We start from the raw sequence: 15,232 nt of genomic DNA on the forward strand, positions 1-15,232 counted from the left end.
TGGGAGGCCAGGGCGCCGCTGACCGGTGGACGGCACCGAGCCGTCTGATGACTTGAAGAAGGGGGAGGTCTCGCGGCCTCCCCCTTTTTTGCGTTTTATAGAGAGCTGTAATACAAGAACTCGCCTTCTTTTAGCTTGTCTTACTGTTTGGCTGTATTTTGAGTCCTTCTTTTGTATTTGCGCGATAATAACTCCCATTGGCGTTAGGGAGGACTTGATGTTTACCGTTTTTGTCTTGGGCAATATTGCTTCGGGTAAGTCGACTGCCTGCCGCTATCTCGAATCTCATGGCGCCATGCTTATCGATCTGGACGAGCTTGCCAAATCGCTGTATGTGCCAGGCTCCGATATCGTCAATGCCCTCGCGGAAGAATTTGGCTGGGATATTTTGGACGAGGAGGGCGGCGTTCGCCGTAACATCCTCGCTTCTCGAGCTTTTGTTTCTCCTGATGCGGTCGCGAGGCTCAATAGCATTGTGCACCCCGTTCTCATTGAACAGCTTTCGCTTAGGATTCTCGATCCGGTTTGTTGTACGGTTTCGTCTCCCCGTTATCCCTTTGCGGTAGTCGAGGTTTCTGCTCCGACTGGTTTTGAGGATGCATTTGGCTTGGCTGATGAAATTCTGGTCATCAGCGCTCCTTTGTCAGTTCGCCGCGAGCGTGCTATACAACGTGGCATGGAGCCATCTGATTTCGATGCCCGTTCTGCTTGCCAGCCCGATGAGTCTGCGCTGTGCAATCTTGCTACAACGGTTATTGATAATGCGGCAGGCGATAACTCGCTCTTTGAACAACTGGATGCATGGCTTGCGCGCCATGGGTTCGTGGATGTTGTGGATAAGGAGGAGGCCGATGCCTAAGACACGTTTCCTTACTTGGTATCGCCTTATACCGCTGGCTGCCGTTTTTGTCTTTGGCCTTATCTCATTCGTTTACTCGTATGCTCCTGCTGCTTTCTTTAAACCGCTGTATCCGATTGACTACGAGGCGTATGTAAAGCAATCCAGCATTTCGCATAATTTGGATCCGTATTTGGTGTGCGCTGTCATTAAGTCTGAATCGAATTGGGATCCCGAGGCCGAGTCGAATCAAGGTGCTCAGGGATTGATGCAGCTGATGCCCGAGACTGCTCAGGATATGATCGCCAAGGGCCTTGTCGACGGTGGCGAGTATTCGGCCGACAACCTTAACGATCCGGCTACAAATATCGAGTTTGGCTGTGCGTATCTTTCGTATCTTCTAGCGTATTTTAACGGGTCGACCGACAGTGCCATTGCCGCCTATAACGCTGGCATGGGCAATGTCGACGGATGGGCGCAGCAAAGTACGTCGCTTCATAATGCAATCACCTTTCCCGAGACGCAGGCGTATCTGATTCGTGTCAATAATGCCTGGGTTCGCTATAAGACCCTCTATCCCGATCGGTTCGTATAGGACTAAGCCTACCGCCTGCGTATACTGCAGATATATGAGTTAGGAGTATCCATGGCGGAATTTGAAGTAGAACGCGTTGGTGGTGAACTTAAGCGCTTTGGCGTTGAAGGCTCTGACGTGCCGTTTAAGGTCGTGTCTCCCTATGACCCTGCAGGCTCTCAGCCTAAAGCCATTGAGTCGCTTGTGCAGGGTGTGAGGGACGGAGACCGCTATCAGGTTTTGCTGGGCGTGACTGGTTCGGGCAAGACCTTCACGATGGCAAAGACTATTGAGGCCCTGGGAAAGCCGACGCTGGTCATGGCTCCGAATAAAACGCTCGCCGCTCAGCTTGCGAGCGAGCTCAAAGAGTTCTTTCCCAACAACGCTGTGGTCTACTTCGTCTCGTACTATGACTACTATCAGCCCGAGGCGTATGTGCCGCAAAGCGATACATATATCGAGAAAGACTCCTCGATTAACGAAGAGGTCGAGATGCTGCGACATCAGGCGACCGCATCGCTGCTCTCTCGACGAGATGTGATCGTCGTCGCATCGGTCTCGTGTATCTATGGCATTGGCTCTCCTGAGGACTATGCGGGCCTAGCCCCGAACGTCGACAAGAAGGTGCCGCTCGAGCGCGATGACTTTATCCATGCACTTATCGACATTCAATATGATCGCAATGACTATGACCTGGCGCGCGGCACGTTCCGCGTGCGCGGCGATGTTGTCGACGTGTATCCGCCTTATGCCGAGCATCCGTTGCGGTTTGAGTTCTTTGGTGACGAGGTCGAACTGATTGCCGAGATCGATGAGGTCACCGGCGAAATGCTGCGTGAGTACGAAGCAATTCCTGTGTGGCCGGCCTCGCACTATGTGACCGAGAAGCCGAAGGTTAAGGCGGCTCTGAAATCGATCAGCGAAGAGTGCGAGAAGCGCGTGGCGGAGCTCAAGGCGACCGACAAGTTGCTCGAGGCGCAGCGTCTGCAGCAGCGCACCGATTATGATCTTGAGATGCTCGAGACGATGGGCTTTTGCAACGGCATCGAGAACTACTCACGTCATCTGGACGGTCGCAAGCCGGGTGAGCCGCCGTTTACCCTGATCGATTACTTTCCTAAGGACATGCTCTGCATCATCGATGAGAGCCATGTGACGGTGCCGCAGATTCGCGGCATGCACGAAGGTGACCGCTCGCGTAAGGTGACGCTGGTGGAGCATGGTTTTCGCCTGCCCTCGGCGCTCGATAACCGCCCGCTTCGTTTCGATGAGTTTGAGGCAAGGATCCCCCAGTTTATCTATGTTTCGGCCACGCCGGGTGACTATGAGCTGCGAGTGAGCCAAAATGACGTTGAGCAGATCATTCGTCCGACCGGTCTGCTCGACCCCAAGATCGATGTGCGTCCGGTTCGTGGGCAGATTGACGATCTTGAGGACGAGATTCGCGAGCGCGTTGCCCGCAAGGAGCGTGTGCTGGTGACCACGTTGACCAAGCGCATGGCCGAGGACCTGACCGACCACCTGCTTGATGCGGGCATTAAGGTCAATTACATGCACTCCGATACGGCGACGATGGACCGTGTCGAGATCCTGCGAACGCTGCGCGAGGGAAAGATTGATGTTCTCGTTGGCATCAACCTGCTCCGCGAGGGTCTAGACCTTCCCGAGGTCTCGCTGGTGGCAATTCTCGACGCTGACAAGGAAGGCTTCTTGCGCAACCGCCGTTCGTTGATTCAGACGATTGGCCGCGCGGCCCGTAACGCCGACGGCGAGGTCATCATGTATGCCGACGTTGTGACCGATTCGATGAAAGAAGCCATCGAGGAGACGCAGCGCCGTCGCGAGATTCAGATGGCATATAACGAAGAGCATGGCATTGTGCCCAAGACGGTCCGCAAGGCCATTAACGACATTTCGAGCTTTATTGCCGAGGCCGAAAAGACTGTGGGTTCCAAGGGACGCTCGAGAGGCGATTCACTGAGTCACGGTGCGTTCTATACACCCGACGAAAACGGCGAGGGCGCCGCGCCGAAGACGTCGGCACCCGAGCAGACGCTTGCCGAGCAGCTGGAAGGGCTACCGCACGACGAGCTCGTGCGGATCGTCGAGACCATGGAGGAAGACATGCGTAACGCCTCCGCCGCCATGGACTTTGAGGAGGCGGCGCGTCTGCGTGATGCCGTCGTTCAGATTCGGGCGATGCTCGAGGGTGCGTCTGAGGACGAGACGATCGAGCGCTTACGTTCGCAGGCCCGCAAGGGTTCCACGTTCGCATCGGGCAGAAAACGCCAGGGTGCACGGTTTAAGAAATAGCGAACAGGCCCCGAGTTCCCTGTGGAGCTCGGGGCCTGTATCCTTTGCGCGCTGGAATTCGTGCGCTAGAGGTCTGCGATCAGGGCTTCGGCACAACGGATGCCGTCGGTGGCCGCGCTCATGATGCCGCCGGCATATCCAGCTCCCTCACCACAAGGGTAGAGGCCCGGGGTCGACACGGCATGGCACGCTCGGTCTCGGGTGACAGTGATCGGTGAGCTCGAACGAGTCTCCACACCGGTAAGAACGGCATCGGGGCGGTCGTAGCCTCGTAGCTTTTTTCCGAGTAGGGGAAGTCCCAGGCGGAGCGACTCGACGATATGCTGCGGCAGGGCTTCGTCAATTGCCGTCCAGGTCACACCAAGTGGATAGGTTGGTTTTACCTTTCCGGGTGCCGTGCTGGCGCGTCCTGCGAGGAAATCTCCGACAAGCTGTGCCGGTGCGTTCCAGTTGGAACCGCCCAGGCGATAGGCAGCCGCCTCGCAGGCACGCTGGAGCTCGATGCCGGCGAGCGGGTCATCGTTGGGAAGGTCCTCAGGCGTGACGTTAACGAGCAGAGCGGCATTTGCGTTGCGTCCGTCGCGGGCATTGAGACTGGCCCCGTTGACGCACAGATGGCACGGTTCTGAAGAGGCGGCAACAACCTGTCCGCCGGGGCACATGCAAAACGAGAACACGCTACGGCCGTTGGGAAGATGGGCAACAAGTTTGTAAGGGGCCGCCCCGAGCGCTGGATGTCCCGCCGAGGCTCCATATTGGGCTCGGTCGATGTCGCGCTGCGGATGCTCGATGCGAACGCCCATGGCAAAGGTCTTTTGTGCGAGGGCCACGTTGTGGTCCTTAAGGAGCTCAAAAATATCGCGAGCAGAATGCCCACAGGCGAGGATGAGGTGCTTTGTCTCGATTGGCTCGCAAGCGGCGTCTTGGGACGATTGGACATCAATACCGGTGATGGCGCCAGACGCGTCGATGCGAATGTCGACGAGCCTCGTTCGATAACGGACGACACCTCCGAGCTGCTCGATGCGCAGGGATATAGCGGTGACAACCTTGGGAAGGATGTCGGAGCCAATGTGCGGCTTGGCATCCCACAGAATATCGCGGGGTGCACCTGCCTCGACGAAGGTTTCGAGGATAAGGCGATGGGCGGGATTTTTGGTTCCCGTATTGAGCTTACCGTCCGAGAAGGTTCCCGCGCCGCCCAGGCCAAACTGGATATTGCTCTCGGGGTCGAGGATGCGCTCCTTTAGAAAGAGATCGATCGCCTGCGAGCGGCGAAATGCCGGGTCGCCGCGCTCGATGAGCAAGGGCTTAAGACCTGCTTCGGCGAGCGTAAGCGCAGCGAAAAGGCCGGCACATCCGGCGCCGACAACGACGGGGCGCTCTTTGGGTGCGCCGGAAACGGGGGAGGGGAATGAAGGCCCATCGTCTTCTATCGCGCGTACGCGCGAGCGGTCACGCTCGGCAACGTTGCCGACCGCTTCTCGCTCGAGGTGGGGACTAGTCAGCTCAACACGAAAGCTCAGGATAAAATGGACGTCTCGTTTTTTGCGAGCGTCGATTGACTTGCGGTGGAGCTCGATGGACTTGATCTCGGAGTCCTTGCAACGTAGGACGCGCTTGGCGACTCGCTTGCCAACAATGAGGCAGGCATTTTCATCGCCGGCTTCATCGAGCGACGCGTTGACTTGGGTGATTTCGATCATCGAGGTCTCCTTGGAGGCAAGAAAGAGGCCGTCCGGTATCCCAGACGGCCCGAATGCGTTTTTGATTATAGACTGCGCGGCTACAGGCTGCTTGCAGCGCGAATGCCCGAGAGCCAGGCCCACGCAAGGTTAAAGCCTCCACAATCGGCGTCGATGTCGAGCGCTTCGCCGCAGACGTAAAGCGGGGCGTCGACAACGCTGCGCGCGCGTAGACTGGGTGTTGAGATGCTCTCGACAGATACGCCACCACGCGTGACCTGCGCAGAGCGCTCCTCGGCTGTTCCCTCGACGAGCAACTTAAAGTGCTTGAGGATCGAGACCAGGTGGATGACATCATTGGAGCTTGGATGGCACTGCTCGAACGCTGTGCAGACGACGCGGGAGAGTTGCGGGGCGAGCATGCCGTCGAGCCAACGGGGATTGCGGGGCGAAAAGCTATCGAGCAGCTCAACGCGCCGGTTGAGCGTATCGAGCAATTCGTCTTTGGAGAGGTCGGGGAAAACGTCGAGCAGGATCGTATCGCCGCGCTGGATACGACGGGAGAGGTTGAAGACAGCGACGCCCGAGATGCCGAAGGTTCGAAACAGCACTTCACCGTCTTCGTGCCAGAGCTCACTATGGTTACGGGCGAGCGTCAAGCGGGCGCGGACGCGCAGGCCATCCAACGTCTTGAGTGCCGCCCGATCGCCAACGACCGTTGCCGAAACGGGGCAGAGGATGGGGCGCAGCGAAGTGAGGGGGAGGCGAAACGTATCGGCGATACCGGTGGGGCTGCCGCCCGTGGCGATAATTACGGCATGTGCCTGCAGGGTCTCGTTCTTGCGAGGGACATCGGCGAGCGCTTTCCGAAGCGAGCGGAGCTCCGATTTTCGGTCGTCGTGCCTTTTTGCCTTGAGCGCCCGCGCTGGACGGTCTATTTGGAGTACCCAGCCTTCGGAAGCTTCGTGCGCCGAGGCAACGTTGGCTCCGCAGATTAAGGTGATACCTAGGCGGTCGCAAACGTTGAGAAGCGCGTCGCGCACCGATTCGGCGCGAAGGGAGCGCGGGTACAGTCGGCCTTCCTCGGAGGTTGTCATGATGCCCAGCGAGGAGAAGAAACCCATAAGCTCTTGTTCGGGCTGGGGGCCCATGACGGATTCAACGAATGCGGGGTGGTTATACCGCTGAGGATCAATCGATTCGTTGGAGAGGTTGCAGCGGCCGTTACCGGTCGCAAGGAGCTTAAGGCCGCAGGCGACATCGCGCTCAACGATGCAGACGCTTTTGCCAGCGCGTGCAGCCGTAATGGCAGCGGCGAGGCCTGAAGCCCCGCCGCCGATTACCAGGACGTCATAGAAGGCGCTCGCGTTCACTTAGGCCTCGTCGGTCTCGTGCGGGGTAATGGCCTCGACGGCAGAGACTGCCTTGGGCAACATGCCATCGGGCAGCGCGGTCTCGACCTCGCCCTTATCGCAGGCCTCGGCGAGTGCCGGATTAATGGGAAGCTGGCCCAAGATGTCGAGTTTATAGCGATCTGCGACCTCGGGGAGCTTGCTCTTGCCAAAGACCTCAATCTTCTTGCCGCAGTCGGGGCACTCAATATAGCTCATGTTCTCGACAATGCCCAGAATGGGGACGTTCATCTTCTCGGCCATGTTGACCGCTTTGGCGACGATCATCGAGACCAGATCCTGCGGGCTCGTGACGATGACGATGCCGTCGACGGGCAGCGACTGGAAGACGGTGAGCGCGACGTCGCCTGTTCCCGGAGGCATGTCGACCAGCAGGTAGTCGATGGGGCCCCACGAGGTCTCGCTCCAGAACTGCCTAATGGCGCCTGCGATGACCGGACCGCGCCAAAGGACGGGGTCGGTCTCGTTTTGGAGCAGCAGGTTGGAGCTCATGACCTTGACGCCGTGCTCGGAGATTTCGGGCAGCATAAGGTTGCCAAGGGCATGGACGTGGCGTCCGCTCATACCGAACATCTTGGGGATGGAGGGACCGGTAATGTCGGCATCGAGAACGCCGACCTTGTGACCGTGGCGGGCGAGCTCGGTGGCGATGGCACCGGTGACAAACGACTTGCCGACACCGCCCTTGCCGGAAAGCACGGCGATGACGCGCTTGACCTCGGACAGCGTGTTCTCCTCAAATTGCGACGGCGACGTTTGTCCGCCGGCGGCCTGTGCGTGTTCGCAACCCATGTATGACTCCTTTGTATATGTTGGGGACGGGGCCCCGCGATGTGACACGAGCGTCATTGTACCCTCGTTTGCGAGCGGGAGTCATTTGTGATGCGCGGCGGGCGATCGATGGCATTCGAAAGCATGGGTCGGGTATGCGACGTGCGCGTGTCAGATAAAGCAAAAGGTCTGAGAATCTTGTATTACGAACATCTGTGCGCGTTGAGTGCGCTAAACTCATCGACGGTGTGATTTGAAGTTATAGGAGGCAAGGAGCTTCCATGTCTGATTCCTCTATCGTTATTCGCGGTGCGCGTGAGCACAACTTGCGCGATATCGATGTATCCATTCCGCGCGACCAGCTCGTGGTCATTACCGGCCTTTCCGGCTCGGGCAAGAGCTCGCTGGCGTTTGACACAATCTATGCCGAGGGCCAGCGCCGTTATGTTGAGAGCCTATCGAGCTATGCTCGCCAGTTCTTGGGCCAGATGGACAAACCCGACTTGGATTCAATCGACGGCCTTTCGCCGGCGGTGTCGATCGACCAAAAGACGACGTCTAAAAACCCTCGCTCGACGGTTGGCACCGTAACCGAGATTTACGACTATCTGCGCCTGCTGTTCGCCCGTGTGGGCACCCCTCACTGTCCCGAATGCGGCCGCGTCATTGAGCGCCAGACGACCGACCAGGTTGCCGACAAGGTCTTGGCCGCGGGGGAGGGTCGCCGCGCGTTTGTGCTGGCACCGGTGGTGCGCGGGCGAAAAGGCGAGTACACTAAACTGTTTGAGGACCTTCGCGCCGAGGGCTTTAGCCGCGTGCGTGTCGACGGTGAAGTGCGCTCGCTCGACGATCCGATCGATCTGGACAAGAAGTTTAAGCACGATATCGAGGTCGTGGTCGACCGTATCGTGATTCGCGAGAACTCTCTGGGCCGTATCGCCGAGTCTGTTGAGCAGGCGACCGCGCTGGCTCACGGCAATGTAAACGTGTACATGCTGCCCGATCGTGATGCTCCCGAGGGGACCGAGGGCGAGCTGCTGGAGTATTCGTTGGCCTTGGCGTGCCCGGAGCATGGACACTCCATTGACGATCTTCAGCCGCGTGATTTTTCGTTCAACGCGCCCTATGGCGCGTGCCCCGAGTGCGATGGCCTGGGCTTTAAGAAGACGGTCGATGCCGAAGCGCTAATCGAAGACCCCTCGAAGTCGATCGCCGACGGGGTCTTTGGCAGCCTGTTTGGCAACTCTAACTACTATCCGCAGATTTTCGCTGCGGTCTGCAAACACTTTAAGGTGAGCGTCGGTACGCCGTGGGAGGATCTGCCTCCGCGGGTGCGTCGCGCGTTTTTAGACGGCATGGGCGACCAGAAGATTTCGGTCGACTATCAAAAGCTCGATGGGCGTCGCAGCCAGTGGGACACCAAGTTCTCGGGCGTGCGCAATATCCTGTACGAGCGCTATAACGAGACGACGAATGAGAACACCAGGGCGCGCTTGGAGAAGTACATTCGCGAGGAGCCGTGCTCGAGTTGCCATGGTGCTCGTCTGCGCCCCGAGATGCTCGCCGTTACCGTAGGCGGTAAGTCCATTTACGAGGTCTGCTGCCTGTCGTGCCGCGAGTCGCTCGAGTTTTTTGAGGGCCTGGAGCTTACCGAGCGCCAACAATTTATCGGCGGGCGCATTGTTAAGGAAATCCTGGAGCGCCTGCGCTTTCTGGTCGATGTCGGACTCGACTATCTGACCCTCGACCGTGCCTCGGCGACGCTTTCCGGAGGCGAGGCCCAGCGCATTCGCCTGGCAACGCAGATCGGCGCCGGTCTCATGGGTGTCCTGTACATTTTGGACGAGCCATCGATCGGCCTTCATCAGCGCGATAACGAGCGCCTGATCAAGACACTTGAGCGCCTGCGCGATATCGGCAACACCGTCATCGTCGTCGAGCATGATGAGGATACGATTCGTGCTGCCGACTATGTGATCGACATGGGCCCCGGCGCGGGCGTGAACGGCGGACACGTGGTCGCCGCGGGAACGCCTGCCGATATCATGGCGTGCCCCGATTCGATGACGGGTGCCTACCTGACTGGCAAGCGAATGATTCGGGTTCCCGACAAGCGCCGCAAGCCCGGTCGCGGCTGCCTTAAGATCACGGGCGCCCGTGCCAACAACCTCAAAAACGTTACCGCCAAGATTGAGTTCGGTACGCTAACGGTCGTTACCGGCGTGTCGGGATCGGGCAAGAGCTCCCTGGTTACCGACACCATCGCGCCTGCCCTTGCGAATGCCATTCATCGCTCGACGCGTCCCGTGGGCCCGTACAAAAAGCTCGAGGGTATCGAGTGCATCGATAAGGTGATCGACATTGACCAGTCGCCGATCGGCCGCACACCGCGTTCCAATCCCGCTACGTACATTGGCCTGTGGGATGATCTGCGCGCGCTGTTTGCGAGCACACCGGAGTCGAAGGCGCGCGGCTACTCGCCCGGACGTTTCTCCTTTAACGTGAGCGGCGGCCGCTGCGAAGCATGCAAGGGCGACGGACAAATCAAGATCGAGATGCACTTCCTTCCCGATATCTATGTCCCCTGCGAGGTCTGCGGCGGCAAGCGCTATAATCGCGAGACGCTTGAGGTTACCTACCGTGGTAAGACCATCTCTGACGTGCTCGACATGAGCGTCACCGAGGCGCTGGCTTTCTTTGGCAATATTCCTCAGATTAAGCGTAAGCTCCAGACTCTGTATGATGTGGGCTTGGGTTATGTGAGCTTGGGCCAGCCGGCAACGACGCTTTCGGGTGGCGAGGCACAGCGCGTAAAGCTCGCCAAGGAACTCCACCGCCGTCAGACGGGTAAGACGTTCTACATTCTGGATGAGCCGACGACCGGTCTCCATTTTGAGGATGTCCGCCAGCTGCTCGACGTGCTGCAGCGCCTGGTCGATGCGGGCAACACGGTTCTGGTGATCGAGCACAATCTCGATGTCATCAAGGTTGCCGACCGTCTGATCGATATGGGCCCCGAGGGCGGCAATGGCGGCGGAACTGTCGTGGTCTCGGGTACGCCAGAGCAGGTCGCGGCATGTTCACAGAGTTACACGGGCAAGTTCTTGGCCCCGCTGCTCGAGCGCGACCGCGAGCGTCAAGCACAACTCGACGCCCAGTAAAGAGACGCCGTCATGCGAGAAGCGCCACCGATTCCTTTCGATTCGGTGGCGCTTCTGTGTGTCGAGATGACGTATGCGGCTACATTGGACATATACTTAGGCGTTACGTTCGAATGCGAGGGAAGGGACATGCCATGGCAAAGGCTGCAAAGACGCCGAAAACCAATGCGATGCGCGAGCTGGAAAACGCCGGCATCTCCTATATTCTCCATACGTATGAAGACGATGGCGATGAGTCGGCGGGTTTAGGCGTTGCAATTTCGGAACAACTTGGCGAGGAGCCTGGCCAGGGTTTTAAGACCTTGGTTTGCGTGGCGCCGTCCAATGAACACGTTGTGTGCTGTATTCCCGTTGCCGACGAGCTTGACCTAAAGGCCGCCGCGCGCGCCGCTGGCGAAAAGTCGCTGACCATGGTGCATGTTAAGGACTTGCTTGCCGCGACGGGGTATGTCCGGGGCGGCTGCAGTCCAGTCGGCATGAAAAAACGCTTTCGGACGCTGATCGATGAGACATGCGTCCTTTGGGATACCATTTTTATCTCAGGCGGTAAGCGTGGCTATCAGCTTGAGCTTGCCCCCGACGACTTAGTTGCATTTTGCGGGGCGACGGTTGCCCCGATCACGAGAGAGGACTGAACGATGCCGCAGGAAGAATCGAAGCGCGGGGCTCACTTTGCAAAGCGTTCGGCTTCTCAGACGCCCGCGCCTGAGGCTTCTTCGTCGCAAGATGACACTGACGACATGGGCTCGTCGGACTACTCCACGGTTGGTCGTTCCGCCGGGCTTATGACCATCCTGACCATCGTGTCTCGCGTCACCGGTTTTATCCGCACGTGGGCAATGGCGGCCGCTATCGGCATGTCGCTACTCTCGTCCTCCTATCAGGTCGCCAACAACCTGCCCAATATGCTCTACGAACTCGTGATGGGCGGCATGCTCGTGACGGCTTTTTTGCCCGTGTACATGGGCGTGAGGCGTGAGCAGGGTCGCGAGGCCTCGAACGAGTACGTGGGCAACCTGCTTGGCATTCTGCTTTTGGTGCTGGGTGGCATTTCGTTGCTGGGGACTGTGTTCGCCCCGGGCTTTATCTGGACGCAATCGTTCCTTTCGGGTGACGGCGGCAGCATGGATACCGCTGCGTTCATGTTCCGTTTCTTTGCCATCCAGATTCTGTTTTATGGTTTGGGCTCGGTGTTCTCGGGCGTTCTCAACGCACACCGCGACTACTTCTGGTCGACGTTTGCCCCGGTCCTCAACAATGTGATCGTCATTGCGAGCTTTATGGGTTTTGCGCCCGTGTCCGCACAGTTTGGCGAACGTGCCGGCATCATCTTGATTGCGGCCGGTACGACTCTCGGTGTCTTTGTTCAGATGGCATGTCAGATCCCCGCGCTTGGTAAGCACGGCGTGCATCCCCATATCCATATCGACTTTAAGGACCCCGCACTGCGCCAGACGATTGCGCTCGGTATCCCGACGCTGCTCGCCACGGTGTGCATGTTTGTCTCGACTTCTATCACCAACGCTGCCGCGCTGGTGGTCCAGCCCGAGACTGGTCCTTCCGTCATCGCCTATGCGCGTCTGTGGTACACGCTGCCCTACGCGCTGATTGCCGCTTCGCTTTCGACGGCGCTCTATACCGAGCTTTCTCACGACGCACAGGAGAAGGATTACGACAGCGTTCGCACGGGCATTTCGCGTGGCGTCGCCCAGATGCTGTTCTTCCTGATTCCGTTCACGCTGTACCTGATTGTCTTCGCGCGTCCGCTCAACATGATTTACTGTGCCGGCAAGTTTGATGAGTCCGGCGTGGCGCTGGTGTCCGAGTTCCTTGTCTACCTGGCGTTCTCGCTGCCGCTCTACGGCGTGGTCGTATTGATGCAGAAGAGCTTCTCTGCCTTGCTCGACATGAAGCCCTATAGCCGCTATTGCCTGTATTCCGCCATCGGCCAGGCCGGCTCGGTTCTGCTGTTTGGCGTTGTGCTGGGCTTCGGTATGCCGGCAATCGCGCTTTCGTATGTCGTTGACTACGTGATCTTGGTCGGTTGTTCGCTGTGGTGGCTGCGTCGTCGTCTGCGTGGCCTTCAGGTCAAATCTATCCTGCATGGCGGTTTCTTTGGCCTTTTGCTCGGTGGCCTGGGTGCTGCCGCAGGCGCCGGCGTCATGTGGGCGCTTGAGCACTTTGTCGGGGCACTTGGCGGCTCGATTCTGATTACTCTTGGCTACGTTTGCGTTGCGGGTGTCGTCTCGCTTGCTGTTACCTTTGGCCTTGCCGTCGTTCTTAAGATGCCCGAGGTCTCGGCGCTGCTTCGTCGCAAGTAGGTGCGCGTGGCCGGTCACGACAACATTCCAACGCTTGCCGAGCAGGTTTCGCGCGTTCCCACGCAGCCCGGCTGCTACCTTTGGAAAGACGCCAAGGGCGATGTCATCTACGTGGGCAAGGCGAAAAACCTACGCGCCCGCATGCGTCAATACGTGACACTGCAGGATGAGCGTCAAAAGATCCCGCTGATGATGCAGCTGGTGGCGAGCTTTGACTATATCGTGGTGGAGACCGAGCATGAGGCGTTGGTGCTCGAGCGCAATTTGATTGGTCAGTACCATCCGTACTTTAACGTCGACCTCAAGGACGACAAGAGCTACCCCTTTATCGCCATTACAAAGGGCGACCTGTATCCCGCTATCAAATACACGCGTGAGCGTCATAAGCCGGGAACGCGCTATTTTGGACCCTATACCGATAGCCGTGCGGCACGTGAGACGATAGATACGCTGCGCAAGGTTATTCCCATTTGCTCCGCATCCTGTGCGGAGTGGCGTCGTTGCCGCCGTATCGTCGAGTCCCACAAGGGCGAGGAAGACATCGTCAATATGATTTGCGCGCAAAACGGGCGCCCCTGCTTTGACTACCATGTCGGGCGCGGACCGGGTGCGTGTGTCGGTGCGATTTCCCCGGCAGACTATGCCAAGAACGTCAAGCGTGTCGAGCGCTTTTTGTCGGGCCATCGCAAGGATGTCGTCGATGAGCTGACCTCCGAGATGACGGATGCCGCCGAGGCGCTCGACTTTGAGCGCGCGGCACGCGTCAAACGTCGTTTGGAGGTCATCAGGGGTCTGGACGATCGTCAGCAAGTCGTTTTTCCCTCCAGTGTCGATATCGATGTCATCGGTTTCTATCGCGAAGAGACCATCTCCGCCGCTTGCGTCTTCGTCGTTCGCGAGGGCCGAACAGTTCGCACCTGCGAGTTCATTCTCGACAAGGGTCTTGATGTTGACGAGGAAGAGCTCCAGTCGGGCTTTCTTAAACGCTATTACGATGAGACGGCTGATATTCCAGCTGAGGTCAACCTCTCCGTCGAGCTTGAGGATGCGGAGGCGCTGGGGGAGTGGCTTGCAGGCAAGCGCGAGCGTTCCTGCCATCTCCATAGGCCGCAGCGTGGCGAAAAGCACCGTTTGCTCGCTATGGCATCCAAAAATGCGCGCCATGCCCTCATGCGCTACATGATGCGAACGGGGTACGCTGACGACCGCACCAATCAAGCGCTCCTGGAGCTCGAAAGCGCGCTGGCGCTGCCGGCGCCGCCGATGCGCATCGAGTGCTTCGATATCTCGACGCTGCACGGAACCTTTACCGTCGCCTCGATGGTAGTGTTTACCAACGGGCGCGCTGACAAGAGCCAGTACCGTCGTTTTAAAATTCAGGCCGAATTGGACGAGGCAAACGACTTCGTGTCGATGTCCGAGGTTTTGGGACGACGCTACGCTCCCGAGCGCATGGCCGATGAGCGCTTTGGCTCGCGGCCCGATCTGCTTGTTGTCGACGGCGGCAAACCGCAATTGACGGCTGCGATCAAACAACTTGAGGCCCTGGGGCTCGATATACCAGTTTGCGGCTTGGCAAAGGCCGATGAGGAGGTTTTCGTGCCTTGGGACGAGACGCCCGTCGTGCTGCCGACCGGGTCTGCTTCGCTCTATCTAATCAAACAGGTTCGCGATGAATCGCACCGTTTTGCAATTACATTCCATCGCGAGCTGCGCGATAAGGCCATGACGGTTTCGATACTCGATGACGTTCCAGGGGTGGGACCCACCAGAAAACGTGCCATTATGCGTCATTTTGGCTCGATGAAGCGTTTGCGCGTGGCGAGCGAGCAAGAGATCGCGGAAGTTCGAGGCATTCCTGCCGATGTCGCCAAAGCGGTTCACGAGACGCTCGTTGCGTGGGATGCCGAGCGTTCCGGGGCGGCGGCAAAGCAATCCGAAAACTAAACACGAGCCTAAACAGCTGATATACATGATTGCGCGATTTTCAACCATTTATTTCGCCATGATTGCCTGCTGGTTTCGGGTTTAATTAACGCTAAAACGTTTGACTAACCCAAGTGAAAACCCTGCTATCCTGCGGGTTGACGAAGACTGATATCTCACCTCGTCGATACATACTGTCTGGCGAATCATTTGTCAATGAATTCGGTGAAC

General features: G+C 58.2%; 10 protein-coding genes. 7 read left to right on the forward strand and 3 right to left on the reverse strand.

Translation table 11 applies throughout. The features are described 5' to 3' along the window. The first annotated feature begins 217 nt into the window (after window positions 1-217). Genes coaE through uvrB form a run of 3 tightly spaced genes read left to right on the forward strand, consistent with a single transcriptional unit; the run spans window position 218 to window position 3,725 of the window. Window positions 218-859, forward strand: a complete 642-nt coding sequence (coaE, locus tag DWZ22_RS04775; RefSeq protein WP_118405579.1) for a dephospho-CoA kinase — start codon at window positions 218-220, stop codon at window positions 857-859. Beyond that, complete coding sequence (locus tag DWZ22_RS04780) at window positions 852-1,433, forward strand: lytic transglycosylase domain-containing protein (RefSeq protein ID WP_117799003.1); 582 nt, start codon at window positions 852-854, stop codon at window positions 1,431-1,433. Before coaE ends, DWZ22_RS04780 begins: the two co-directional genes overlap by 8 nt. Window positions 1,434-1,484: 51 nt before the next feature. Beyond that, window positions 1,485-3,725, forward strand: coding sequence for an excinuclease ABC subunit UvrB (uvrB, locus tag DWZ22_RS04785; RefSeq protein ID WP_118405580.1), 2,241 nt, complete (start codon window positions 1,485-1,487; stop codon window positions 3,723-3,725). 65 nt (window positions 3,726-3,790) lie between these two features. On the opposite strand, the gene DWZ22_RS04790 is transcribed toward uvrB, so the two are convergent. The 3 genes from DWZ22_RS04790 to DWZ22_RS04800 all read right to left on the reverse strand — a co-directional run bounded on the left by DWZ22_RS04790 (window position 3,791) and on the right by DWZ22_RS04800 (window position 7,614). Beyond that, window positions 3,791-5,431: an NAD(P)/FAD-dependent oxidoreductase gene (locus DWZ22_RS04790; protein ID WP_118405581.1), complete on the reverse strand. Its 1,641-nt coding sequence runs from the start codon at window positions 5,429-5,431 to the stop codon at window positions 3,791-3,793. Between the two features lie 80 nt (window positions 5,432-5,511). Next, window positions 5,512-6,783, reverse strand: a complete 1,272-nt coding sequence (locus DWZ22_RS04795) for an NAD(P)/FAD-dependent oxidoreductase (protein ID WP_118405582.1) — start codon at window positions 6,781-6,783, stop codon at window positions 5,512-5,514. Then, complete coding sequence (locus tag DWZ22_RS04800) at window positions 6,784-7,614, reverse strand: Mrp/NBP35 family ATP-binding protein (RefSeq protein ID WP_117763873.1); 831 nt, start codon at window positions 7,612-7,614, stop codon at window positions 6,784-6,786. Window positions 7,615-7,874: 260 nt separating this feature from the next. On the opposite strand from DWZ22_RS04800, the gene uvrA reads away from it, so the two are divergent. The 4 genes from uvrA to uvrC all read left to right on the forward strand — a co-directional run bounded on the left by uvrA (window position 7,875) and on the right by uvrC (window position 15,022). After that, window positions 7,875-10,754 carry an excinuclease ABC subunit UvrA gene (uvrA, locus tag DWZ22_RS04805; protein ID WP_118405583.1) on the forward strand — a complete coding sequence of 960 codons (2,880 nt, stop codon included), beginning with the start codon at window positions 7,875-7,877 and terminating at the stop codon, window positions 10,752-10,754. Between the two features lie 134 nt (window positions 10,755-10,888). Then, window positions 10,889-11,389 (forward strand): Cys-tRNA(Pro) deacylase, encoded by a 501-nt coding sequence (gene ybaK, locus DWZ22_RS04810; RefSeq protein ID WP_118405584.1) that lies wholly within the window; start codon window positions 10,889-10,891, stop codon window positions 11,387-11,389. Between the two features lie 3 nt (window positions 11,390-11,392). Further along, the gene (gene murJ / locus DWZ22_RS04815; protein ID WP_233546453.1) at window positions 11,393-13,075 is read left to right on the forward strand and encodes a murein biosynthesis integral membrane protein MurJ; all 1,683 of its coding nucleotides are present in this window, start codon (window positions 11,393-11,395) and stop codon (window positions 13,073-13,075) included. 6 nt (window positions 13,076-13,081) lie between these two features. Next, the gene (uvrC, locus tag DWZ22_RS04820) at window positions 13,082-15,022 is read left to right on the forward strand and encodes an excinuclease ABC subunit UvrC (RefSeq protein WP_369833851.1); all 1,941 of its coding nucleotides are present in this window, start codon (window positions 13,082-13,084) and stop codon (window positions 15,020-15,022) included. Window positions 15,023-15,232 lie beyond the last annotated feature (210 nt).

Source organism: Collinsella sp. AF31-11 (assembly GCF_003475605.1).
Classification (GTDB): domain Bacteria; phylum Actinomycetota; class Coriobacteriia; order Coriobacteriales; family Coriobacteriaceae; genus Collinsella.